General features: G+C 72.4%; 24 protein-coding genes and 1 tRNA gene. 11 read left to right on the plus strand and 14 right to left on the minus strand.

Annotated elements, in window-relative coordinates; all coding sequences use genetic code 11:
• Positions 1-9: 9 nt before the first annotated feature.
• A tRNA-Asp gene (locus ACIQOW_RS26750) sits at positions 10-83 on the plus strand.
• A gap of 379 nt (positions 84-462) precedes the next feature.
• On the opposite strand, the gene bldC is transcribed toward ACIQOW_RS26750, so the two are convergent.
• Both bldC and ACIQOW_RS26760 read right to left on the minus strand, forming a co-directional pair.
• Positions 463-669, minus strand: a complete 207-nt coding sequence (gene bldC / locus ACIQOW_RS26755) for a developmental transcriptional regulator BldC (RefSeq protein ID WP_014137253.1) — start codon at positions 667-669, stop codon at positions 463-465.
• A 487-nt stretch (positions 670-1,156) separates the two neighbouring features.
• Positions 1,157-2,134: a hypothetical protein gene (locus ACIQOW_RS26760; protein ID WP_401089025.1), complete on the minus strand. Its 978-nt coding sequence runs from the start codon at positions 2,132-2,134 to the stop codon at positions 1,157-1,159.
• Between the two features lie 207 nt (positions 2,135-2,341).
• Between ACIQOW_RS26760 and ACIQOW_RS26765 the strand changes: the two genes are divergently transcribed.
• Positions 2,342-3,499 (plus strand): Glu/Leu/Phe/Val dehydrogenase dimerization domain-containing protein, encoded by a 1,158-nt coding sequence (locus ACIQOW_RS26765; RefSeq protein ID WP_401089027.1) that lies wholly within the window; start codon positions 2,342-2,344, stop codon positions 3,497-3,499.
• Between the two features lie 384 nt (positions 3,500-3,883).
• Complete coding sequence (locus ACIQOW_RS26770; protein WP_188295183.1) at positions 3,884-4,141, plus strand: DUF3073 domain-containing protein; 258 nt, start codon at positions 3,884-3,886, stop codon at positions 4,139-4,141.
• 159 nt (positions 4,142-4,300) lie between these two features.
• Here ACIQOW_RS26770 and purM read toward each other — a convergent pair whose 3' ends face one another.
• The 3 genes from purM to ACIQOW_RS26785 form a co-directional block, all read right to left on the minus strand.
• Positions 4,301-5,386 carry a phosphoribosylformylglycinamidine cyclo-ligase gene (gene purM, locus ACIQOW_RS26775; RefSeq protein WP_401089030.1) on the minus strand — a complete coding sequence of 362 codons (1,086 nt, stop codon included), beginning with the start codon at positions 5,384-5,386 and terminating at the stop codon, positions 4,301-4,303.
• A 99-nt stretch (positions 5,387-5,485) separates the two neighbouring features.
• The gene (purF, locus tag ACIQOW_RS26780; RefSeq protein ID WP_188295185.1) at positions 5,486-7,069 is read right to left on the minus strand and encodes an amidophosphoribosyltransferase; all 1,584 of its coding nucleotides are present in this window, start codon (positions 7,067-7,069) and stop codon (positions 5,486-5,488) included.
• Between the two features lie 348 nt (positions 7,070-7,417).
• On the minus strand, positions 7,418-8,263 hold the full coding sequence (locus ACIQOW_RS26785) for a diacylglycerol kinase family protein (RefSeq protein ID WP_317619933.1): 846 nt from the start codon (positions 8,261-8,263) through the stop codon (positions 7,418-7,420).
• 126 nt (positions 8,264-8,389) lie between these two features.
• Here ACIQOW_RS26785 and ACIQOW_RS26790 point away from each other — a divergent pair, with 126 nt between their 5' ends.
• Positions 8,390-9,673, plus strand: coding sequence for an adenylosuccinate synthase (locus tag ACIQOW_RS26790; RefSeq protein WP_401089032.1), 1,284 nt, complete (start codon positions 8,390-8,392; stop codon positions 9,671-9,673).
• Between the two features lie 168 nt (positions 9,674-9,841).
• Entirely contained in the window at positions 9,842-10,444 is a 603-nt protein-coding gene (locus ACIQOW_RS26795; RefSeq protein ID WP_401089034.1) for a GNAT family N-acetyltransferase, read from the plus strand.
• Between the two features lie 61 nt (positions 10,445-10,505).
• Here the strand turns inward: ACIQOW_RS26795 and ACIQOW_RS26800 are convergent, their stop codons facing one another.
• On the minus strand, positions 10,506-10,661 hold the full coding sequence (locus ACIQOW_RS26800) for a hypothetical protein (protein WP_188295188.1): 156 nt from the start codon (positions 10,659-10,661) through the stop codon (positions 10,506-10,508).
• Positions 10,662-10,993: 332 nt separating this feature from the next.
• Here ACIQOW_RS26800 and ACIQOW_RS26805 point away from each other — a divergent pair, with 332 nt between their 5' ends.
• The 3 genes from ACIQOW_RS26805 (at position 10,994) to metG (ending at position 13,936) form a co-directional block, all read left to right on the plus strand.
• The gene (locus ACIQOW_RS26805; protein ID WP_401089037.1) at positions 10,994-11,842 is read left to right on the plus strand and encodes a helix-turn-helix domain-containing protein; all 849 of its coding nucleotides are present in this window, start codon (positions 10,994-10,996) and stop codon (positions 11,840-11,842) included.
• Positions 11,839-12,039: a DUF397 domain-containing protein gene (locus ACIQOW_RS26810; protein WP_188295190.1), complete on the plus strand. Its 201-nt coding sequence runs from the start codon at positions 11,839-11,841 to the stop codon at positions 12,037-12,039. Before ACIQOW_RS26805 ends, ACIQOW_RS26810 begins: the two co-directional genes overlap by 4 nt.
• 163 nt (positions 12,040-12,202) lie before the next feature.
• On the plus strand, positions 12,203-13,936 hold the full coding sequence (gene metG, locus ACIQOW_RS26815; protein WP_401089039.1) for a methionine--tRNA ligase: 1,734 nt from the start codon (positions 12,203-12,205) through the stop codon (positions 13,934-13,936).
• An 82-nt stretch (positions 13,937-14,018) separates the two neighbouring features.
• Here metG and cutA read toward each other — a convergent pair whose 3' ends face one another.
• From cutA to ACIQOW_RS26845, 6 genes are all read right to left on the minus strand, one after another.
• The gene (cutA, locus tag ACIQOW_RS26820; RefSeq protein WP_188295192.1) at positions 14,019-14,348 is read right to left on the minus strand and encodes a divalent-cation tolerance protein CutA; all 330 of its coding nucleotides are present in this window, start codon (positions 14,346-14,348) and stop codon (positions 14,019-14,021) included.
• A 74-nt stretch (positions 14,349-14,422) separates the two neighbouring features.
• Positions 14,423-15,340 (minus strand): class I SAM-dependent methyltransferase, encoded by a 918-nt coding sequence (locus ACIQOW_RS26825; RefSeq protein ID WP_401089041.1) that lies wholly within the window; start codon positions 15,338-15,340, stop codon positions 14,423-14,425.
• 38 nt (positions 15,341-15,378) lie between these two features.
• A complete protein-coding gene (locus ACIQOW_RS26830) occupies positions 15,379-16,437 on the minus strand; it encodes an NAD(P)/FAD-dependent oxidoreductase (protein WP_401089043.1) in 1,059 nt (352 codons plus the stop codon).
• An 82-nt stretch (positions 16,438-16,519) separates the two neighbouring features.
• Positions 16,520-17,482: a hypothetical protein gene (locus tag ACIQOW_RS26835; protein WP_401089045.1), complete on the minus strand. Its 963-nt coding sequence runs from the start codon at positions 17,480-17,482 to the stop codon at positions 16,520-16,522.
• Positions 17,483-17,611: 129 nt separating this feature from the next.
• The gene (locus ACIQOW_RS26840) at positions 17,612-18,181 is read right to left on the minus strand and encodes a GNAT family N-acetyltransferase (protein ID WP_401089047.1); all 570 of its coding nucleotides are present in this window, start codon (positions 18,179-18,181) and stop codon (positions 17,612-17,614) included.
• 23 nt (positions 18,182-18,204) lie between these two features.
• The gene (locus ACIQOW_RS26845; protein WP_401089276.1) at positions 18,205-19,032 is read right to left on the minus strand and encodes an NAD(P)-dependent oxidoreductase; all 828 of its coding nucleotides are present in this window, start codon (positions 19,030-19,032) and stop codon (positions 18,205-18,207) included.
• A 224-nt stretch (positions 19,033-19,256) separates the two neighbouring features.
• Between ACIQOW_RS26845 and ACIQOW_RS26850 the strand changes: the two genes are divergently transcribed.
• The gene (locus ACIQOW_RS26850) at positions 19,257-19,604 is read left to right on the plus strand and encodes a helix-turn-helix domain-containing protein (protein WP_188295197.1); all 348 of its coding nucleotides are present in this window, start codon (positions 19,257-19,259) and stop codon (positions 19,602-19,604) included.
• Between the two features lie 14 nt (positions 19,605-19,618).
• Here the strand turns inward: ACIQOW_RS26850 and ACIQOW_RS26855 are convergent, their stop codons facing one another.
• Complete coding sequence (locus ACIQOW_RS26855; protein ID WP_401089049.1) at positions 19,619-20,041, minus strand: DUF350 domain-containing protein; 423 nt, start codon at positions 20,039-20,041, stop codon at positions 19,619-19,621.
• A 114-nt stretch (positions 20,042-20,155) separates the two neighbouring features.
• A complete protein-coding gene (locus tag ACIQOW_RS26860) occupies positions 20,156-20,644 on the minus strand; it encodes an LURP-one-related/scramblase family protein (protein WP_401089051.1) in 489 nt (162 codons plus the stop codon).
• A 152-nt stretch (positions 20,645-20,796) separates the two neighbouring features.
• On the opposite strand from ACIQOW_RS26860, the gene ACIQOW_RS26865 reads away from it, so the two are divergent.
• The gene (locus ACIQOW_RS26865) at positions 20,797-21,318 is read left to right on the plus strand and encodes a GNAT family N-acetyltransferase (protein WP_401089052.1); all 522 of its coding nucleotides are present in this window, start codon (positions 20,797-20,799) and stop codon (positions 21,316-21,318) included.
• 65 nt (positions 21,319-21,383) lie between these two features.
• Complete coding sequence (locus ACIQOW_RS26870) at positions 21,384-23,243, plus strand: NHL domain-containing thioredoxin family protein (RefSeq protein ID WP_401089054.1); 1,860 nt, start codon at positions 21,384-21,386, stop codon at positions 23,241-23,243.
• The last annotated feature ends 12 nt before the right edge of the window (positions 23,244-23,255 follow it).

Consider the following 23,255-nt stretch of genomic DNA (forward strand, 5'->3'; position numbering starts at 1 on the left):
GAAAACTCTGGTCCCGTGGAGCAGTTGGTTAGCTCGCCACCCTGTCAAGGTGGAGGTCGCGGGTTCAAGTCCCGTCGGGATCGCCGCAACGCGAGAGGCCCGGAACCGTCAGGTTCCGGGCCTCTCGCTTTTGACCGTTCGGCCCTTTACCCCGACTAGGTCTAGACCACAAGCGACGGGCCGCGTGACGGTCGTCACGCGGGCCTCCTCGGTGCACCCCTCCCGAAGACCCCTCCAGAACCACGTTAATTTAATATGTAAAATTGTACAGGTATTCACTGTAAATCCCCCCCGCCCCACTCGCATCAAATCGTTATCCGGAGTTCAACATTCCGACCACTCGGCCGACCCGAACGCCTCCGGTGAGCGCGACAACGGGTCCGATGGCGGGCACGACAAAGGGGCCGCTTACCGGACCCGGCGGAGTCCGGTAAGCGGCCCCTTTGAAGAGCCTTCGGCCTATCAGGCCTCAGTGCGCTGAGCGGGAATCCCGGCCAGCAGAGCGCGCACCTCCGCCTCACGGTAACGGCGGTGACCGCCGAGCGTGCGAATCGACGTCAGCTTGCCTGCCTTGGCCCAGCGAGTGACCGTCTTCGGGTCCACGCGGAACATGGTGGCAACCTCTGCCGGCGTCAGCAGCGGCTCAGCATCAGGGGTACGAGCGGTCATGAGCGGCCTCCTCGGGAGAACCGAACCAGGGCGGTTCTATCCTTCAAATTCTGCACCTTGGCCCGCGATGCCCGAAATGGCATAGACGGGCCGAGTCGGTTATAGGACGAACGGCTTGTCCTGGTGTCTACAACTACACCATCCGTCCAGCCCTATCGACCAAACCGCCAAAATTGACCCCTCACGGGTTCAAGGCCGACGGATGGCGATGGACCACCCCATAGCGGACAGTCACGCTGTGATGACATCCGGTTACAGGGGGACCAGACCCTCCGTTCCCCCGCAAAGCACGCATCGACTCCAGAACCACCCAAAAGTGGGCACGCTCACGTGAAGTTGGGCTGGTTGTCCCATTTTTGCACATAGGGGTAAGTTCGCGTCAACGGTGAGTAGTGTCACGTTCGACAGGTATTGACCCGAACCGGGACCTTGGTCATCGGACTCGCGGTCCTTAGGACTCTTACAGTCATACACGGGCGGTCGGACGTCAGTTCGCGTGCCGCAGCGCGAGCACCCGACGCCACCGCGCCGTCAGTTCCCCGTACATCCGCAGCGCCTCGGCGGTGTCCCCCGCCCGCAGCGCGCGCAGCCCCTCCTCCAGCTCCCCCGCCGAACGGTCCGCCAGCAACCGCTCCGGGCCCAGCAGATGCACCAGGCCCCCGTAGTCCAGTTCCACCAGCGAGCGCGGATGGAACTCCTCCAGCCACCGCCCGATCCGCTCCGCCCCCTGCACCAGCTCCCCGTCCGGCACCGCCTCGCGCAGCGCCCGGAAGGCCCGCGCCACCCGGCGGCGCGCCTGCGCCATCGGCACCAGGTAGAACAGCGCCGCCGGCCGTCCCCCCTTGTCCTCTGCCCCGCCCTGGCCGTCCCCCTCCTGCCCCTCCCTTTCCTGGTCGTCCCTTTCCCGCCCGTCCCCTTCCTGCCGGGCCACCGGCCCCGCGCCGCCGTCCGGCACGAAGCAGCGGTCCTCGTCCCCGAACGGCAGGAACCAGCGCACCGGCACCTCCCACCGGCTGGTCAGGATCCACGGCCTGGCGTCCGGGTGCCCGGCCCGCCAGCGCTCCCGGTCCGCCTCGGCGGCCGCCCGGGTCACCGGCGGCAGCGCGGTGTCCAGCAGCGCCGCCGGCGCCCCGGTCCGCAGCTCCTCCAGCGCCTGCCAGCTGCGCAGCCTGGTCGCCCACGGGCAGACGTACAGTACGCCGTCCACCACCCGCAGGAACGCCCGTCCGCTCTCCCGCTCGGGCAGCGCCCGCGGCGTCCGGGCGGCCAGCCCGGCGAGCGCCTCGCGCTGCTGCTCCAGCACCGCCGCGGCCACCGGCAGGACCGGCTCCGCGGCGTCGGGGCCGTGCTCCGCCGCGTAGGCCTGCCAGTGCGCCCGCTCGGCCTCCGGATAGGCGGCCAGCGGCTCGTAGACCCGCAGGTGGGCGGCGTAGGGCGGCTGTACGGAAGTACGTACGACGGTCACGTCCTGCATGGTCGCACGCGGCGCGCGGCCCCGGGAGAGCGCGCATCCGAACCGTTCGCGCCCGCATCGCCGACCACGTTCCGTCTCACTCCTCGGACGAACGGAGGCAGGTCGGACAAGACGGCCGATACGCGACGGGCACCCGACTACGCTTCGCCCTAGGCGCCCGCACCACAGCAGCGGGCCTTCGATACTGGAGTCACCACAGTGACCGACGTACAGACCCCCGCCACGCACTCCGCACCCGGCGTGCTCAGCAGGATCTTCCGTACCGAGCAGGACGGCGCCCCCGGCGACGGTCACGAGCAGGTCGTCCTCTGCCACGACCGCAGCTCGGGCCTGAAGGCGATCATCGCCATCCACTCCACCGCCCTCGGCCCGGCCCTGGGCGGCACCCGCTTCTTCCCGTACGCCTCCGAGGAGGCGGCGCTGGAGGACGCGCTGAACCTGTCCCGCGGGATGTCCTACAAGAACGCGCTGGCCGGGCTGGACCTCGGCGGCGGCAAGGCCGTCATCATCGGCGACCCGAACAAGAACAAGAACGAGGCGATGCTCCGGGCCTACGGCCGCTTCGTCGAGTCCCTGCGCGGCCGCTACATCACCGCCTGCGACGTGGGCACCTACGTCCAGGACATGGACGTCATCGCCCGCGAGACCGAGTTCGTGACCGGCCGCTCGCCCGAGCACGGCGGCGCCGGCGACTCGTCGATCCTGACCGCCTTCGGCGTCTTCCAGGGCATGCGCGCCACCGCCCAGGCCCGCTGGGGCCAGCCGACCCTGCGCGGCAGGCGGGTCGGCGTCGCGGGCGTCGGCAAGGTCGGCCACTACCTGGTCGGCCACCTGGTCGCGGACGGCGCCACCGTCGTCGTCACCGACCCCTTCGAGACCGCGGTCAACCGCGTGCGCGCGGCCCACCCGGAGGTGGAGGTGGTCGCCGACACCACCGCCCTGCTCCAGGCCAAGCTGGACGTCTACGCCCCCTGCGCCCTCGGCGGCGCGCTGACCGACGACGTGGTCGCCGCGCTGGGCGAGTCCGGCACCTCGATCGTCTGCGGCGCGGCCAACAACCAGCTGGCCCACGCGGGCGTGGAGAAGGACCTGGCCGACCGCGGCATCCTCTACGCCCCCGACTACCTGGTGAACTCCGGCGGCGTCATCCAGGTCGCCGACGAGATCGACGGCTTCAACTTCGAGCGGGCCAAGAACAAGGCCACCCGGATCTTCGACACCACGCTGGAGATCTTCACCCGGGCCGCCGCCGACGGCGTCCCGCCGGCGGTCGCCGCCGACCGCCTGGCCGAGAAGCGGATGCGCGAGATCAGCGCCCTGCGCACGGTGCTGCTGCCGGGCGCCCGCCGCGCCTGATCCGGCCCGGACCCGACCCCGTGGCGCGCGGGGGGCCTTCCCAGCGGCCCCCCGCGCATCACGATGTGGAACCGGATTCTCACTTCTCCGCCCGAACGGGTGATCCGAGGTCCCCCCAGGGGGGATAATCAGTCCTGGAACGACGGACCTCAGACACCTCCGGACAGCGTGAAAACCGCCGCAAAACCTCCCTTGACCTGGAAAGACCTGGTCTCGGGTGCAGTCGGTGCGCGCCACGTCACACCGACGACGTACCGTCCAGCGGCGGAAACAGGTACCGTTAATGCTCCAAGGGACGGCTTCTCCCATTCGGGCAGGCCGGTCCTGATCATGAACACGTGTCAGACTCGGGGCCGTGAGCCCCATCGTTGAGGGGGTCGACCCATGGGGCGCGGCCGGGCCAAGGCCAAGCAGACGAAGGTCGCCCGCGAGCTGAAGTACAACAGCGGCGGGTTCGACGCTAACCGTCTGTCCAACGAGCTGGGCGTATCGCCGTCCACCTCTCCGATCGAGCCGGAGCCGATCGAAGAGGAGGAGGACGACGACCCGTACGCGGAGTACGCCGCCCGCTACGCCGACCTCGACGACGAGGACGACAACGAGCCGGGTGCCGGGGCCTCGCAGGCCTCCCGCCGCTCGTAACAGCAGCTCCACCGGACCGGTCCGGGTGCCCAGGGCGCCGGGCCGGTCTTCGGCGTTCCCGCGGACCGTCCGTCCGGCGTCCCCGCCGGGTGGGGCCCGTGGGACACGAGAAGGGCCCCTCCGGCGCGCCGGAGGGGCCCTCTCACCACCGGGTCCGGGTCAGACCGCCCGGAAGCCCTCGTAGGCGTTGTAGAGGGCCGCGCCGCCCTCGTGCCCGTCGGCGCGCTCGACGATGTCACCGAGCAGCCAGGACTCCACGCCGCGGTCCTCCAGGATCGACAGCACGACGTCCACCGAGTGCGGCGGGACGACCGCGACCATGCCGACGCCCATGTTCAGCGTCTTCTCGATCTCCAGGGTGGCCACGTCGCCGACCTCGGCGACGGTCCGGAAGACCGGCAGCGGGGTCCAGGTGCCGCGGTCCAGGCGGGCGTGCAGGCCGTCCGGGATGACCCGGGCCAGGTTGGCCGCCAGGCCGCCGCCGGTGACGTGCGAGAAGGCGTGGACCTCGGTGGCGCGGGTGAGCGCCAGGCAGTCCAGCGAGTAGATCCGGGTCGGCTCCAGCAGCTCCTCGCCGAGGGTGCGGCCGAACTCCTCGACCTTGCGGTCGAGCTTCCAGCCGGCCTGGTTCAGCAGCACGTGGCGGACCAGCGAGTAGCCGTTGGAGTGCAGGCCGGAGGCGGCCATCGCGATCACCACGTCGCCGGCCCTGACCCGGTCTGCGCCGAGCAGCGCGTCGGCCTCCACCACGCCGGTGCCGGCGCCGGCCACGTCGTACTCGTCCGGGCCGAGCAGGCCCGGGTGCTCGGCGGTCTCGCCGCCGACCAGGGCGCAGCCGGCCAGGGCGCAGCCCTCGGCGATGCCCTTGACGATCGCGGCGACCCGCTCCGGGACGACCTTGCCGACGCAGATGTAGTCGGTCATGAACAGCGGCTCGGCACCGCACACCACCAGGTCGTCGACGACCATGCCGACGAGGTCGTGGCCGATGGTGTCGTGCTTGTCCATGGCGGCCGCGATGGCCACCTTGGTCCCCACGCCGTCGGTGGCCGAGGCCAGCAGCGGCCGCTCGTAGTTCTTGAAGGCGGACGCGTCGAAGAGGCCGGCGAAGCCGCCGAGACCGCCGACCACCTCGGGGCGGCTCGCCTTCTTCACCCACTGCTTCATGAGCTCGACGGCGCGGTCGCCCGCCTCGATGTCGACACCGGCGGCGGCGTAGGTGGCGCCGTTCTGGTTGCTGGTCACTGCGTGCGGCCCTTTCGGGTCAGGTGGGGGTGGTTCTTCGGAACAGCAGGGGTGGAACAGCGGTGGGGCCCCGGTTCGCGGGACCCCACCGTCGGTTCGTTACGGCCGGCGCAGCGCGTCGGCCGCGCCCGCCCCGCCGAGCAGCGACTGGACGCCGTCCAGGTCGCTGCCGCTGGTCGGCTTGCCGCGGACGGCGGGCTGCTGCCGGCCGCCCTTGATCTCGGCCTCCAGCAGGAGCTTGCCGAGCAGCGCCGGGTCCGGCAGCTCCATCGGGTACTCGCCGTCGAAGCAGGCCCGGCAGAGCCGGTCCTTGGGCTGCGTGGTGGCCTCGATCATGCCGTCGATCGAGATGTAGGAGAGCGAGTCGGCACCGAGCGTGCGGCCGATCTCCTCCACCGTCATCCCGTTGGCGATCAGCTCCGCGCGGGTGGCGAAGTCGATGCCGAAGAAGCAGGGCCACTTCACCGGCGGCGAGGAGATCCGGATGTGCACCTCGGCGGCGCCCGCCTCGCGCAGCATCCGCACCAGCGCGCGCTGGGTGTTGCCGCGCACGATCGAGTCGTCCACGACCACCAGGCGCTTGCCGGCGATGACCTCGCGCAGCGGGTTGAGCTTGAGCCTGATGCCGAGCTGGCGGATCGTCTGGCTGGGCTGGATGAAGGTGCGGCCCACGTAGGCGTTCTTCACCAGGCCGGAGCCGTACGGGATGCCGCTGGCCTCGGCGTAGCCGATCGCGGCGGGGGTGCCGGACTCGGGCGTCGCTATCACCAGGTCGGCCTCGACCGGGGCCTCCTTCGCCAGCCGGCGGCCCATCTCCACGCGGGAGAGGTGCACGTTGCGGCCGGCGATGGTGGTGTCGGGGCGGGCCAGATAGACGTACTCGAAGACGCAGCCCTTGGGCTTGGCCTCGGCGAACCGGGAGCTGCGCATGCCGTTCTCGTCGACGGCGATGAGCTCTCCGGGCTCGACCTCGCGGATGAAGGAGGCGCCGCAGATGTCCAGCGCCGCCGTCTCGGAGGCGACCACCCAGCCGCGCTCCAGCCGGCCGAGCACCAGCGGGCGGATGCCCTGCGGGTCGCGGGCGGCGTAGAGCGTGTGCTCGTCCATGAAGACGAGCGAGAACGCGCCCTTGACCTTGGGCAGGACGAGCTTGGCCGTCTCCTCGATGGAGAGGTCCGGGTGGCCGGCGAGCAGCGCCGTCACCAGGTCGGTGTCGTTGGTCGCGGCCGTCCGGCCGGAGCGCGAGACGTGCTCCTCGCCGGGCAGTTCGGCGACCATGGCCGCCAGTTCGGCGGTGTTCACCAGGTTTCCGTTGTGCCCGAGGGCCAGCGAACCGTGAACGGTCGCCCGGAAGGTCGGCTGGGCGTTCTCCCAGACCGAGGAACCGGTGGTCGAGTAGCGGGCGTGTCCGACGGCGATATGCCCGTGCAACGACCCCAGCGAGGCCTCGTCGAAGACCTGGGAGACGAGCCCCATGTCCTTGAAGACGAGAATCTGGGAGCCGTTGCTCACTGCGATGCCCGCGGATTCCTGACCGCGGTGCTGCAGGGCGTAAAGGCCGAAGAACGTGAGCTTGGCGACCTCCTCGCCGGGAGCCCAGACACCGAAGACGCCACAAGCGTCCTGGGGGCCTTTCTCACCGGGAAGAAGATCGTGGTTGAGTCTTCCGTCACCACGTGGCACGCCTTCGAGTCTAGGGCAGTTGACTCGGGCTTCCGGAACCCGGGACTGCGGCTTTGTCCGCCGACGGTGAGTTGATGCGCGTAGACAAAACCCCTTACGGGGCGGGGATTTCGGGTGGGGGGAATTCCCGGGGGCGGCGGTTGGCCTTGTGGTTCGCGCCTGTTGGGGAGTTCCGTGTGCGCGGCGGCGGGGTTCCGGGCCCGGCCGAACGTGAGCCTGCTCACCCGGGGTTCACCGGGCGGTCATGCGGCCGGTTCCGGGCCGTTCCGCGCCGCACGGCCTGGCTGTTCCCCGCTGTGCGGCCGCGTCGCCTGACCGTTTCCCGCCGCGTCGCCTGGCCGTTTCCCGCTACGCGGCCGGCAGCAGCAGGCCCCAGGCGCCCGGGTGCACCGTCCAGGTCCTGGCGCGGACCGGGCCGACGGGGTGGCCGTCCGCCTCGTAGCCGAAGCCGCGGCCGACCACCGAGACGCTCGCCGCCCTGGCGCGCACCATGGCTCCGGAGGCCGCGACCACGACCTCCATCTCGCCCGTCCCGTCCGAGGCGCCGGTCGGGAGCGTGACCTGGACCAGCCGGACCGGCCGGTGGACGTCCGCGAGCAGCCGGCCGTCGGCCTCGACCCTGACCCGGGAGCTGTGGTCGGCACCGTCCGGGGTGAGTGCGTTCGCCTGCTCGGCCGCAGCCAGTTTCGCCCATAGCGAACGCCAGCCACCCGTTCGGCCCACCGGACGACGGGTGCCCCCACCGGTGATCCGCACCCCGCCGAGCGCCACCCCGCCACCGTCGTCCACCAGCAGGTCCAGCCGGCGCGGGGCACCGGACAGCACCGCCCGCGCGGCCCGGACCGGCTCCCCCGGAACCCCCAGCGCGCGGGCCGTCGCCAGCTCCTCGGCCCGCCCTACCGGAACCATCCCCACCGGTTCGGTGCCCAGCTCACGCTGGCGGTGCAGCGCCTGGAGCACCCGCTGGAGAGCGAGGTCGGAACCGATCACCACCGGCCGCCGTCGACCCCGGTGCGAAAGCATCCGGTCGAGTTCGGAAGGGCTCTCCGGAAGGACCACCTTGACGTCCGTGCCCCCGCAGAGCACGTCCTTCGCGATCCGCACCGACTCGCCGTCGGTCTGCCGGGCCACCGGGTCGAGGAGCAGCAGGAGCGGCTCCGGGCCGCCGGTGGCAGGCGTGGACAGGGACGACACGACCGGTCCTTCCTCAGGTAATCTCTCGGTGCAAGAGCCCCTTGCGCCGTTGCGCCAGGGGCTTCGTCTATCTCGGGGCAGACTGCGGCCTACGCAGGATGCCCCAACCGGAAGGGGTGTACGCCTGTGCCGGCACTCGTGCTCGTTGGCGCTCAGTGGGGAGACGAGGGCAAGGGGAAGGCCACCGACCTCCTCGGCGGTTCCGTCGACTACGTGGTCCGCTACCAGGGCGGCAACAACGCCGGTCACACGGTGGTCATCGGCGACCAGAAGTACGCCCTGCACCTGCTCCCTTCCGGAATCCTCAGCCCGAACGTGACGCCGGTGATCGGCAACGGCGTCGTGATCGACCCGGCCGTGCTGCTCTCCGAGCTGGCCGGCCTGAACGAGCGCGGCATCGACACCTCGAAGCTGCTGGTCTCGGGCAACGCCCACCTGATCACGCCGTACCACCGCACCCTGGACAAGGTCACCGAGCGCTTCCTCGGCAAGCGCCGGATCGGCACCACCGGCCGCGGCATCGGCCCGACCTACGCGGACAAGATCAACCGCGTCGGCATCCGGGTCCAGGACCTGTTCGACGAGTCGATCCTGCGCCAGAAGATCGAGGCGGCGCTGCACGACAAGAACCAGATCCTGGTCAAGCTGTACAACCGCCGCACCATCCCGGCCGACCTGGTGGTCGAGGAGTACCTGGGCTACGCGGACAAGATCAGGCCCTTCCTCGCCGACACCACCCTCGTCCTGGACGAGGCGCTGAAGGCGGACAAGGTCGTCCTGCTGGAGGGCGGCCAGGGCACCCTGCTCGACGTCGACCACGGCACGTACCCCTTCGTGACCTCGTCGAACCCGACCGCGGGCGGCGCCTGCACCGGCGCCGGCATCGGCCCGACCAAGATCGACCGGGTCATCGGCATCCTCAAGGCCTACACCACCCGCGTCGGCTCCGGCCCGTTCCCGACCGAGCTGCTCGACGAGGACGGCGAGGCCCTGCGCCGGATCGGCGGCGAGCGCGGTGTCACCACCGGCCGCGACCGTCGCTGCGGCTGGTTCGACGCGGTGATCGCGCGCTACGCGACCCGGGTCAACGGCCTCACCGACTTCTTCCTCACCAAGCTGGACGTGCTGACCGGCTGGGAGCAGATCCCGGTCTGCGTCGCGTACGAGATCGACGGCAAGCGGGTCGAGGAGCTCCCCTACAACCAGTCGGACTTCCACCACGCCAAGCCGATCTACGAGACCCTGCCGGGCTGGACCGAGGACATCAGCAAGGCGAAGACCTTCGCCGAGCTGCCGAAGAACGCCCAGGCGTACGTGAAGGCGCTGGAGGAGATGTCGGGCGCGCCGATCTCGGCCATCGGCGTCGGTCCTGGCCGCGACGAGACGATCCAGATCAACTCGTTCATCTGAGCCCGACCGCCGGCCGACCGCCTGTCGGTCGTCGGCCGGTCGCCGGCCGGCCGCTTCGAGGGCCTCGCGGGATCCGTCCCGCGGGGCCCTTCGCGCACCCTGACCCCCGATTTTGCACTAGTTCAAACATCTCTTGCATCTAGTGCAGAGCGCCACTACGTTCTGACCATGACCGCGAAGCTGCCCTCACCCGTCGTCCTCACCGGCCAGCGCATCCGCCTGGAGCCGCTGGAGCGCCGCCACCTCGCCGACCTCTGGGCCACCGTCGGCTCGGACCCCGAGGTCTGGCGCTGGACCATGTTCCTGCCGCCCGCCTCACCGGAGGAGTTCGGCGCGATCCTCGACGGCCGCGTCGCGGAGGCGGCCTCGGGCGAGTCGGTGAACTTCGCCGCCGTCGACCTCGCCACCGGCCGGGCCGTCGGGGTCACCGGCTACCACGACTACAGCGCGCGGGACGAGTTCGTGGAGATCGGCGGCACCTGGTACGCCCGCTCGGTCTGGCGCACCGCCGTCAACACCGAGGCGAAACTGCTGCTCCTCACCCACGCCTTCGAGGACCTCGGCATGGGCCGCGTCTTCTGGAAGACCGACGCCCTCAACGAGCGCTCCCGCACCGCCATCCAGCGCCTCGGCGCCCAGTACGAGGGGACGCACCGCCGCCACCGCCTGCGTCCCGACGGCAGCTGGCGGGACAGCGCCTACTTCTCGATGCTCGCCGACGAGTGGCCGGCCGCCAAGTCCCGCCTGACGGACCGGCTTTCGCGAGGCTGAACGGCGACCGGGCCCAAGCCCGGCCGAGTGCGGAGGCACGGCCGGGCGCCGGGGCACGGCCTCATGTCCGCTCGCCGGGGGCGGGGTGGGCGGGGGCGAACTCGTGGGGCGCCGGGTGGGGTTCGAGGGCCTGGATGTTCACCAGCCAGACCAGCCAGCCGACGAACAGGACCGCGAGCAGGAGTGCCGACAGTCCGGCGACGAGAAGCGCATTCACCGGGATACGGGAATGCGCTGGGAAGGAAGGGGCCGACGGGGGCGGAGAGGCGAGGGGAGGGGCATGGCTGTCTCCGATCGGTGATTTCGGGCGCCGCGACCATGCATCTGCCGTGTCATTACGGCCGATTGACGACTGTTTGACGACTGTTTAGGCGGCAACAAGTCAGCGAGTGACACGGATGACCATAGGGTCAGGGTGCCAGAGTTGCTACCGAGCGGGAGGACGTTCACTCCATCGTGGGGTATCCCCCATTTTGGTAGCTAGGGCCGGGTATGCGCGGCACACTTCACCGGAAGCATCGCCGCAGCCGCGACCCGGAGAAGAGAGTCATGCCACCCCGCTTGTCGCCGACCGTGCGCCAGCAGCGCCTCGGGATCGAGTTGCGCAGGATGCGCGAACGCGTGGGCGTCACGCCCAAGAGCCTGGCCGCCACCATCGGCACCGACCTGCCCAAGATCTCCCAGATGGAGAACGGGAAGTCGGGCATCAGCGCCGAGCGGCTCCGGATCTGGGCCGGTACCTGCGGCTGCGAGGACGGCCCTTACCTGGACGCGCTGTTGGCGATGACGCAGGACCGGCGCAAGTACTGGTGGGACGGCTACCGCGGACGGCTGCCGAACGGGATCATCGACATCGCGGAGATGGAGCACCACGCGGCCTCCCTGTCCATCCTGAACAGCACCTTCATCCCCGGCCTGCTGCAGACCCCGGCGTACGCCGCCGCGGTGTTCGAGCGGCTGCCCCCGCAGTACCGGCAGGAGGCTGACGTCCGGAAGGCCTTCCGGATCCGGCGCCAGCAGATCTTCGTCGACCACCCGAAGCCGTACAGCGCGTTCCTCCACGAGTCCGCGCTGCGCATGCAGTTCGGCGGTCCCGACGTGCTGCGCGACCAGTTGCTGGGCCTGCTGGAGAACTCCGAACGGCCCGGGGTGGAGATCCGGGTGATCCCCTTCAGCGTGCCCACCTACACCGGCTCCGGGGAGAGCCTCTACCTCGCCCGCGGGCCCGTCGCGGAGCTAGACACCGTCCAGATCGACCTCTCCCACGGGCCCACGTTCGTGCACACCCAGGCCGAACTGGCCTCCTACCGACGGATCAAGGAGGAGACCGCGAGGATCGCGCTCGGGACGGACGAGTCCCGGGAGTTCATCCGGTCCTTGCTGAAAGACTTCGCATGAGTACCTGGCGCAAGGCGTCCGCCAGTGGCGAGAGCACCGACTGCGTCGAGGTGAGGGCGACCGGCGGGCTGGTGGAGATCCGCGAGTCGGACCGGCCCGAGGTCGTCGTGCGGACCACGCCGCGCAAGTGGGCCGCCTTCGTCCGCGGGGTGAAGTCGGGGGAGTTCGACCGGTACGGGGACTTCACCCGGCCGTGAGGCCCGGCCCCTGTCCAGAGGAGCCCAGGGCGTGCGGAGTTCGGCCGTCGGGCCGTCGGGCCGGACCTCCGGCGACCGCTAGGCTGACAGCCCACAGTGGACCCCTGCCCCCGGCACGGCACTCCGGGTGGGGTGCGTGCGGGAGAAACCGGAGCAGCCGAGGATGGCTCGCCACCTGATCACCAGCGCCCTTCCGTACATCAACGGGATCAAGCACCTGGGCAACATGGTCGGGTCCATGCTCCCGGCGGACGTCTACGCCCGCTACCTGCGCCGACGAGGGCACGAGGTGCTGTTCGTCTGCGCCACCGACGAGCACGGCACACCCGCCGAACTCGCCGCCCAGGAAGCCGGGTTGCCGGTCGCGGAGTTCTGCGCCAGGGCGCACGGCGCGCAGCGTGCGGTGTACGACGGCTTCGGGCTCTCCTTCGACCACTTCGGCCGCAGCTCCTCGCCGCAGAACCGGGAGATCACCCAGGAGATCGCCCGCGAGCTCCAGCGCAACGGCTTCATCGAGGAGCGCGCGATCCGCCAGGTGTACTCCAACGCCGACGGCCGCTTCCTGCCGGACCGCTACATCGTCGGCACCTGCCCGCACTGCGGCTACGACAAGGCGCGCGGCGACCAGTGCGAGAACTGCACCCGGGTGCTGGACCCGACCGACCTGCTGGAGCCGCGCTCGGCGATCAGCGGCAGCGCCGACCTGGAGGTCAGGGAGACCCGCCACCTGTTCCTGCTCCAGTCCGAGCTCACCGAGGAGGTCGAGGACTGGATCGCCGCGCACGCCGACGACTGGCCGGTGCTGGCCTCCTCGATCGCCCGCAAGTGGCTGACCGAGGGCCTCCAGGACCGCTCGATCACCCGCGACCTGGAGTGGGGAGTCCCGGTGCCGGCCGACGTGTGGCCCGAACTGGCCGCCGAGGGCAAGGTGTTCTACGTCTGGTTCGACGCTCCGATCGAGTACATCGGCGCCACCAGGGAATGGGCGGACGCGGCCCCGGCCGGGCAGCTGCGGGACTGGAAGTCCTGGTGGTACGAGGTCGACGAGACCGTCCGCTACACCGAGTTCATGGCCAAGGACAACGTCCCGTTCCACACCGTGATGTTCCCGGCCACCCTGCTCGGCTCACGCCGCCCGTGGAAGAAGGTCGACTACGTCAAGGCCTTCAACTGGTTGACGTACTACGGCGGGAAGTTCTCCACCAGCCAGAAGCGCGGCGTCTTCACCGACGTCGCGCTGGAGCTGCTGCCCGCCGACTACTGGCGCTACTTCCTGATGGCGCACGCGCCCGAGTCGGACGACTCCAGCTTCACCTGGGACCTGTTCGCCTCGGTGGTCAACAAGGACCTCGCCGACACCCTCGGCAACTTCGTCAACCGGGTGCTCACCTTCAGCCGCAAGCGCTTCGGCGACGACGTCCCCGGCGGCCACCCGGCGGGCGAGGCCGAGCAGCGCCTCGGCGAGCAGATCGCCGGCCTGCTCGCCGAGTACGAGGCCCAGTTGGAGGCGCTCAACTTCCGCAGGGCCGCGCAGGCCCTGCGCGCGCTGTGGAGCGCGGGCAACGCCTACCTGGACGCGAAGGCGCCCTGGCTCCAGGTGAAGAGCGACCCGGACGCGGCGGCGCTGACCCTGCGCACGGCGATGAACCTGATCCACCTGTACGCCGTGGTGTCCGAGCCGTTCGTCCCGGCCACCGCGGCGGCGATGCGCGGGGCCTTCGCGCTGCCCGAGGACTCGCCGGCCGCCACCCGTGACTGGGTCGGCCCCGAGGAGGCGCGAGCGCTGGACCTGGTGCCGGCCGGGACGGCGTTCACGGTGCCGCCGGTGCTGTTCGCCAAGATCACCGACGAGGACCTGGCCGCCTGGACGGCGCGCTTCGGCGGCTCGGCGCACTGATCCGAGGCCCGTACGACGACACACCACGCGGGCCCCGACCGCGGCGAACGGCCGGGGCCCGCGTCGTCGGTACCGGGGGCCGCTACCCGGCCGTCTCCTCCGCCACCCAGGCCAGGTAACCGGGGCTGCCGGCCACCACCGGCACGGCGATCAGCTCGGGCGTCTCGTAGGAGTGCCGTCCGGCCACGAACTCGCCGAGCCGGTCGGCGAGTTCGGCCCTGGTCTTGAAGTCGATCCGCCACTCCTCGGCGTCCCGCACCTCGCCGTCCCACCAGTACACCGACCGTACCGGGTACACCTGGGCGCAGGCCGCCAGCCGCTCCCGCACCACGGCGGACGCCAGGGCCCTGGCCGGCTCCTCGCTCTCGTGGGTGGTGGTCACCACCACCAGGCGCTGCTCGCTCGCTGTCATGCCCCGACGGTATCCCGGGGCCGGGCGCCGGTCCCCGTCGCGGCTCACCCCGGGGACCGGCGGGAACCCCCGGCTCAGTCCCTGCGGGCCGTGTGGACGGTCATCGCGGAGAGGTAGAAGGCGTCCGGGCGGCGCAGGATGCCGGTGGGGGCGTCCTCGGCGAGCAGGGCTTCCAGGGCGGCCCGGTCCTCGGCGTCGAGCTGCTCGGCGAGTTGGTCGCGCCGCCGGGCCAGCTGGGTGTGCAGGTAGCCGCGGAGGGGGCCGGCGAGCGGGGCCGGGTGGTCGACCAGGAAGGTGCGGGTGCCGGTCGGGGTCAGCCCGGCCCGCCCGAGCATGGCCGGCCAGTCCTCGATCTCCTGGATGCTGCCCGGCAGTTCGGCCCGCATGGTGCTGAAGCCGTCCTCGTGGGCGGCGTCCATCCGGGCCTGGAGCCCGGGCCGGCCGAGGCCGAAGTCGCGCGGCAGGTAGCGCGCCGGCAGACCGCGCTCGGCGACGGCGAGCAGGCCGCCGGGCCGCAGCAGTCCGGCGAGCGAGGTGAGCGCGGCCTGCTGGTCGCCCAGGTGGTGGATGGCGTTGCCGGACCAGATCAGGTCGGCCTCGCCGAGCTTGTCGAACTCGGCGGGCAGGTCGGCCTGCCGGGTGCCGAGCCGGCCGCCGGAGCGGGTCCGGGCACGCTCCAGCAGGGCGGCGGACTGGTCGACGGCCACCACCTCGGCCGCCGGGAAGACGTCCGCCAGCAGTCCGGCGATCACGCCGGGCCCGCTGCCGACGTCCAGGACCCGTCCGACCGGGCCCTCCCCATGCAGGCCGGCCAGCCACCGGGCGGCCTCGGTGACGGCGTCGGCCCGCAGGTCGGCCTCCAGCTCCAGGTGCGCGGCGAGCGCGTCCCAGTCGAGGTCGGCGGCGGGGACGTGCGAGTGGGAGCCGTGCGCGTGGGAGCCGTGGGAGTGGGAGCCGTGGGAGTGGGAGTGGCCGTGCTGGTTCGCTGACATCCGGGTTCTCCGATCGTGGATTGACGAAAGTTTCCCGCTCAGGCGGGCAGGGCGGCACCGGAGGCGCGGTACCCCGCGACGGCCCGGTCGATCTCCTCCGCCACGAGGTCGTGGTCGAGCGCGAAGGCCGCCGCCGCGCCCGCCCCGGCGGCGGTGACCACCTGGGCGCGCGGGTCGGCGACGTTCCCGGCCGCCCAGACGCCGGGGAGGCTGGTGCGGCCGGTCCGGTCGGTGGTCACCCAGCCGTTGTCGTCCCGGTCGCAGTCGAGGCCGAAGAGCAGCGCGTCCCTGGGCACCGGCTGCGGGAAGACGAACACCGCCTCCCGCGGCACCACTTGTCCGTTCGCGAGTTCGACGCCGCGCAGCCGCCCGTCGTCGGACACCAGGCGGACGATCCGGCCCTCGACCACCCGGACGTCCCGGGCGGCGAGCCGCTCCCGCTCGGCGTCGGTCAGCGCGAGGGTGTGGGCGAGCAGCACCACGTCCGCCGACCACTGCCGCAGCAGCAGCGCCTGGTTGACCGCCCCGGGGCCGGTGCCGAGCACCCCGAGCGGGCGGTCGCGGACCTCCCAGGCGTGGCAGTACGGGCAGTGCAGCACGTCGCGGCCCCAGCGCTCGGCCAGGCCGGGCAGCTCCGGCAGTCCGTCGCGCAGGCCGGTGGCGACGACGATCCGGCGCGCGTGCAGCACCGGGCCGCCGGCCAGGTGGACCACGAAGCCCGGCCCGGCGGGCCCGGCCGGCTCGACGGGCTCTGCCGACCCGACGGGCTCAACGGGCTCAACGGGCTCAACGGGCTCAACGGGCTCGATGTGCTCGACCCGGCCGTCGATCAGGTCCACCCCGTACCGGGCGACCTCCTCCCGCCCGACCGCCAGCAGCGCCGCCGGCGGCATGCCGTCCCGGCTCAGGTAGCCCTGCATGTGGGCGGCGGGCGCGTTGCGCGGCTCGCCGGCGTCCACCACGGCGACCCTGCGCCGGGCCCGGCCCAGCACCAGCGCGGCGTTCAGTCCCGCCGCTCCGGCGCCGACCACCACCACGTCGTAGCGCTCGTTGTCCCTGATCCCGGTCGTCCCGGCCGTCCCGGTCGTCTCGCCCATGGCGCTCACCTCCACCGCCAGGCTGCGGCCCCCCTCGCCACATCGGCAAGCTTTGTTGCCGCCTCAGCAAACACTCGCGGGGTCACACCCCGGTCCGCCGCCAGTACGACCGGGCGGCCACCGCCAGCGCGACCCCGTACCCCGCGAACCCGCCGATCCCGACCCAGGCGGTCTCCAGGGCGCTCTGCTCGTCGGCGAAATCGCCCAGCCTGATCCGCGTCACCCCGGTGGTGCACAGCGCCAGATAACCGATCCCGACCACGCCGTACGGCGCCAGCGTGGCCGCGCCCAGCAGGGCCGGGGTGAGCGGCAGCCAGCGCGGCACCCGACGGCCGCGCAGCGGCCCCGTCCAGCGCGGGAAGACCTGCCCCCACGGCCGGACCAGCCCCCAGAGCAGGAACACCCCGAGCAGCGCCAGCAGCATGGTGCCGTCCAGCCCCCGGCGCTCCAGCGCGAGCCAGAGCCCGGAGGAGCCGTTGCGCACGTAACCGGCGTACATCCGCTCGCCGCTGACCCCGGCGAAGCTGCCGCCGAGCGCCCAGAGCAGCTTCATCAGCACGTACGGGACGAACGCCGCGGTGCCCGCCCAGGCGGCCAGCCGGACGAACGCCGGAGCCGGGGCGGGTTTCGGCGCGGGTGCCGGCACGCCCCGTCCGACACCAGCGGGACCGCCGGCGCCATCGCGGGCCCCGCGGCGCGGGCCCAGGGCGGCGCGGGCCAGCAGCACCGCCCCCACCGCGGCCAGAGCGCGCTCCACCGTGTCGGGGACGCTGTCCACCCGCTGCCCGAACAGCAGCGTGACCAGGTCCATCAGCAGGCTCCAGGCCCCCAGGGCGGCCACCCCGCAGAGCAGCCACAGCAGCCGTCGCACCGGCTGTCGCCGCACCACCCCCGCGCCGGCGGCGGCCGCGACCGCCCCCACGCCGGCCACCGCCCACCCCGGCCACCGCGCGCCGAACAGCTCCGTCCCGCTCAGCGCGCACCCCAGCCCGAACCCGGCGTACCCGACGCCCCAGCCGGCCACCGTCCACCCGCTCCTCATCATGCCGCCAGGCTCGCCCGCCCGGCCCGGCCGGTCCTCCCCCGGCACGGTGATCCGGCTCCCCCGCCCGAGGGAGCCCGCACCGGGGCGGGCTTGGGGCGGGGCGGCCGGGCGAGGCGGGCGGGGCGCGCTTCACCCCCGTGGAGCGGCGAAGCAGTGGACGGTGACGGTGCGCCCGGAGGCCCAGCGCTGGTCGCCGCCGCCGAGGTGGGTCCAGCCGAGCCTGCGGTACAGGGCCACCGCGGCGGTGTCGGTGGCGAGGACGTCGAGAACGGGGTGCAGGCCGAGCGCCCGCGCGTGCGCCACCGCGCAGGCCAGCAGCCGGGCGCCGACGAGGCGGCCGCGCGCCGCGGGGGCGACGTAGAGGCGGCCGATCACGCTGGTGAGTTCGGGGGGCCCACCGGTGCGGCGGCTCCACAGCACGGGGGCGAGGTCGCCGGGGGCGCTGCGGGCGAGGCCGACGTGTCCGGCGATCCGGCCGTCCGACTCGGCGACCCAGGCGGCGAGCAGGCCGTCCGGGGTGAGCCAGCCGGCGGGCCGGTCGGGCCAGTCCACGGGATAGCCGTCGACGGCGTGGACGTCGCCCAGCACCCGGACGCAGCCGGCGAGGTCGTCGGCCCGGCGCGGCCGGACCACCACCCCCGCCCCGGCCTGCCGTGAGTCGGACGCGACGACAGTGGCGCGTTCTTCGAGGTCTGCCATGCCGGTACGTTACCGGCCCGCCCTCACCGTCGCAGCAGGTCGACGACCCCGGTCAGGTCCTCCCCGCCATGGCCGATCTCCAGCCGACGCTCCATCAGCCGAAAGTACGGATCCAGCAGTTCGGTGCTCACCCGCTGCTCCTCCGCGGTGCGCAGCAGGGTGCCCTTGCCGGCCACCTGCATCGCCAGGCCGGACACCACGTCCCTGGCGTAGTCACCGCTCTCCAACCGCTCCGCCGTCCGCGTCACCGAACCGGACATCGCGGTGAGCCAGCTCCCCAGCAGCGGCGCCAGCTCGGTCGGTGCCACGGCCTCGCCGCGGACCAGCGCGAAGGCGTGCGCGACCCCGGCGAACATCCCGTACATCGCGCTGAGCAGCGCCACGTCGTGCAGTGCCGCGGACCCGGCGTCCGCGCCCACGTACCGGGTGCCGGCCGGGACGGCGAGGGTGCCCCGGTGCTCCTCGAACAGCTCGGACGAGCCGCTGTAGAACACGTACGCCCCGGCCGCCGGGGCGCCGATCATCGGCGGGACGGCCATGATCCCGCCGTCCAGGTAGCGGGCACCGCGCCGCTGCGCCCAGGCGGCGCGGACCCGGGCCTGCCCGGGGGTGCCGGTGACCAGGTTGACCAGGTCCTTGCCGGCCAGGTCGACGCCGTCCAGGGCCTGTTCCACGGAGGCGTCGTCGAGCAGGCAGACGACCACCAGCCGGTTCGCCGCGACGGCCTCCGCGGCGGTGGCGGCGACGGTGGCCCCGCGGGCGGCGGGCCCGTCGGCGCGGGCGGCGGTGCGGTTCCAGACGGTCAGCGGGTGCCCGGCGGCGAGCCAGGCCCCGGCCAGCGCGGTGCCCATCGCGCCGAGGCCGAGCAGGGTGAGCGGGGTGGGTGGGATGTGCGAGGTGTGCGGGGTGGGTGGGCTGTGCGGGTTCCTGGACGTGTTCTCAACGGGGTTGGTTGCCATGGCAGTCAGCCTCCGCGCCGGCCCCGGAAACGATCAAGTACGCACTTCGAAGTGGGTGGTTACCCTGGAGTGAGCATCGAGGTCGGAGGGGCCGGAAAGGGCCGGAAGGGATGGGCATGGCGACCGTACCGAGGCCGGGGGCGTACGTCTGCGGGACCGACGCCGCGATGGACGTGATCGGCGGCAAGTGGAAGGTGTCGATCCTCTGGGCCCTGGGCGAACGCCCGCGCTGCCGCTTCGGCGAGCTGCGCCGGCTGCTGCCGGGGATCACCGAGAAGGTGCTGGCCGCGCACCTGCGCGAGATGGAGGCGCACGGCATCGTGCACCGGGAGGCGTACGACGAGGTGCCGCCGCGGGTCGAGTACGCGCTCACCGAGGCGGGGCACCGCCTCAACACGGCGCTGGGGCCGCTGGGGGACTGGGGCCGGGAGCACGTCCTGGGCAAGGCGCCGTACCCGGCGTAGCGCCCTCGGAGGGGTCAGGCGATCGCGGCCGACACCACCGCCGCCACCGCGATGTTGCAGGCCGCCGACACCCACACCGCCGGATGCGGCTCCGGATCGACCAGGATCTCGCCGAGCCTGCCCGGGGTCAGCAGGTCCACCAGCCAGAACGCGACGGCCATCAGCGCCAGTCCCAGCAGGCCGTAACAGGCCGTCGAGACCAGGCCCTTGCCGAAGTCCGCGTAGGTGTACATGATCGCGGTGAAGACGATGCCGCCGATGCCGAGCAGCGCGGAGCTGAGCAGGAGGGCGGCGTTGCGGTTGCGCTCGACCCAGATCTGGTGGCCGAGCCGACCGGGCGTCAGCAGGTCGACCAGGCCGATGCCGAGGAGCAGCAGCACCACCCCGAGGGCGCCGTAGGCCGCCGCCGCACCGAGCCCGTGCAGAATGTCGTTCATCGTGGTTCCAGCCCCCGGTCCGCTCTCGCCGTCCCCCTGACCGGCACGGTCAAGGGCTGGCAAAAGATACCCCACCCGGGTGAGGGGCGGACCGGGCGCCGAAGCCGGCGGCGGTCAGTCCTCCTCGTTCACCAGGTGGTCGACGCAGGCGGCGACGGCGAGCAGCAGACCGGTGTCCGCGCCGTCGGCGACCTCCACCCCGTAGGTGTCCCTGATCCGGAACCACTTGCGGCTGATCCTGGCCAGCTCGTCACCGTGCTGGTTCTCGATCCGGTAGTCCTTGTCGATCAGGCTGCCGTGGATCTTCAGCTCGCCGCCGGAGGCCAGATCCACCAGGTACTTGTCGCGGAACGGGGTGAACAGCTTCTCCCGGACGGTGGCGATCACCTCGCCGTCGGCGTCCTCGATCTTCATCGCGTCGCGGACGGTCAGCATCTTCTCCCTCACCACCGCGACCACCCGCCCGTGCGCGTCCTTCAGCTCGAAGGTGTCCCGCAGCCGCAGCACCTTGCCGTCCACCAGGTACGCCTTGCGGCCCCGGTCGTCCTCGATCCAGTAGTCGTCGCCGACCGCGAACAGCTTCTCCCTGACCAGATACCGCACGTGCGACCTCCTCCGGGCCGGCTCCACTGCCGGCCTCGCCCCATTCGACCCCGATCCGCCGCCCGCGGAAAAGCACCGCCACGAAGCACCGCCACGAAGCACCCCGCGGAAACCCCGTGGCACGGCGGGCCCCGATCACCTTCAATACCGCCATGCGCCCCGACCTCACCACCGCCGAGCTGCGCAGCGAGCGCCTCGACCTGCTGCCGATCGCCCCCGAGCACGCCGAGGAGCTGGCCGCCGCACTCGCCGACCCCGCTCTGCACGCCTTCACCGGCGGCCGCCCGGCCACCGCCGGGGAACTGCGCGCCCGCTGCGAGCGGCTCGCCGCCGGCTCCCCCGACCCGGCCGAGTCCTGGGGCAACTGGGTGCTGCGGCTGCGCGCCGACGGCGCCCTCACCGGCTACGTGCAGACCACCGTCCGCCCCGGCCAGGCCGAACTCGCCTGGGTGGTCGGCACCCCCTGGCAGCGCCGCGGCCTGGCCACCGAGGCCGCCCGCACCCTGCTCGCCCACCTCACCGCCGCCGGGGCCACCACCGCCGTCGCCCACATCCACCCCGACCACCACGCCTCCGCCGCCATCGCCCGCACCCTCGGCCTGCACCCCACCACCCACACCCAGGACGGCGAGACCCGCTGGCAGGCCGACCTCCTCCCGAACACCCCCGGCTGACCCCGCCCCGTCCGCAACACGGCACGCCCGGAATGCGGGCACCCGGCGTGCGGTTTGATTGACGCATGGCATCTCGTGCACGTGTACGCGCCCCCGAGCTGGTCGGGGCAGGCGGTTGGCTGAACACCGGCGGCAGGGAGCTCACGCTCGCCGACTTCCGGGGCAAGATCACCATCCTGGACTTCTGGACCTTCTGCTGCATCAACTGTCTGCACGTCCTGGACGAGCTGCGGGAGTTGGAGGAAAAGCACCGCGACACCCTGGTGATCGTCGGGGTGCACTCGCCGAAGTTCGTGCACGAGGCCGACCACCAGGCCGTCGTCGACGCCGTCGCCCGGTACGAGGTGCATCACCCGGTGCTGGACGACCCGGCGCTGGTCACCTGGAAGCAGTACGCCGTACGGGCCTGGCCGACGCTGGTGGTGATCGACCCGGAGGGCTACGTGGTCGCCCAGCACGCCGGCGAGGGCCACGCCCACGCGCTCGCCCGGCTGGTCGAGGAGCTGGAGGCCGAGCACGCCGCGAAGGGCACGCTGCGCCGCGGCGACGGCCCGTACGTGGCGCCGGAGCCGAGCGCCGGGGACCTCAAGTTCCCCGGCAAGGCGGTCCGGCTGCCGAACGGCCACTTCCTGGTCGCCGACTCCGGCCACCACTCGCTGGTCGAGCTGGCCGAGGACGGCGAGACGGTGGTCCGCCGGATCGGCGACGGGCAGCGCGGCCTGGTGGACGGCACCGGAGCTGACAGCACCGGCACCAACGGCAATGGCACCGACAGCACCGGCCCGCGGTTCAGCGAGCCGCAGGGCCTCGCGCTCGTCCCCGAGGGCCACGGCTTCGACGTGGTCGTCGCCGACACCGTCAACCACGCCCTGCGCGGCGTCCGCCTCGCCGACGGCCACGTGACCACCCTGGCCGGCACCGGCCGCCAGTGGTGGCAGGGCTCGGCGACCGAGGGCCCGGCCCGCGAGGTGGACCTCTCCTCGCCGTGGGACGTCGCCTGGTTCGACGGCCGGGTGTGGATCGCGATGGCCGGCGTGCACCAGCTGTGGTCGTACGACCCGGCCACCGGCACGGTCGCGGTCGCGGCCGGCACCACCAACGAGGGTCTGGTGGACGGGCCGGCCGCCGAGGCCTGGTTCGCCCAGCCGTCCGGCCTCGCGGTGTCCGCGGACGGCGAGCGGCTCTGGGTCGCCGACGCCGAGACCTCGGCGCTGCGTTCGGTTTCACGTGAAACCAAGACGGTCGAAACCGCCGTCGGCACCGGCCTGTTCGACTTCGGTCACCGCGACGGCGCCGCCGGCCAGGCGCTCTTCCAGCACCCGCTGGGCGTCACCGTGCTGCCGGACGGCTCGGTGGCCGTCGCCGACACCTACAACCACGCGCTGCGCCGCTACGACCCGGCGAGCGGCGAGGTCAGCACGCTGGCCACCGACCTGCGCGAGCCGTCCGGCACGGTGCTGGTGGACGGCGACATCGTGGTGGTCGAGTCGGCCCGGCACCGGCTGACCAGGCTGCGGCTGCCCGAGGAGGCGGTGCGGGTCGAGTCGGTGGCCCACCGCACCCGGCGCGCGGCCACCGAGGTCGCCCCCGGCGCCCTCCGGCTGGACGTGGTCTTCGAGGCGCCGAACGGCCAGAAGCTGGACGAGCGCTACGGCCCGTCCACCCGGCTGCTGGTCAGCGCGACCCCGCCCGAGCTGCTGGTCTCCGGCGCGGGCGCGGACTCCGACCTCTCCCGTGAGCTGGTGCTCTCCGGCGAGGTCGCCGAGGGCGTGCTGCACGTCTCGGCGATGGCCGCCTCCTGCGACGACGACCCGGAGATCGAGTACCCGGCCTGCCACGTGCACCAGCAGGACTGGGGCGTGCCGGTGAAGCTGGTCGACGACGGCGCCCGCCGCCTGCCACTGGTCCTGGCCGGGATGGAGTAGCGCGGACCCACG

The sequence above is a fragment of the Kitasatospora sp. NPDC091335 genome (assembly GCF_044757205.1).
Lineage (GTDB): Bacteria > Actinomycetota > Actinomycetes > Streptomycetales > Streptomycetaceae > Kitasatospora.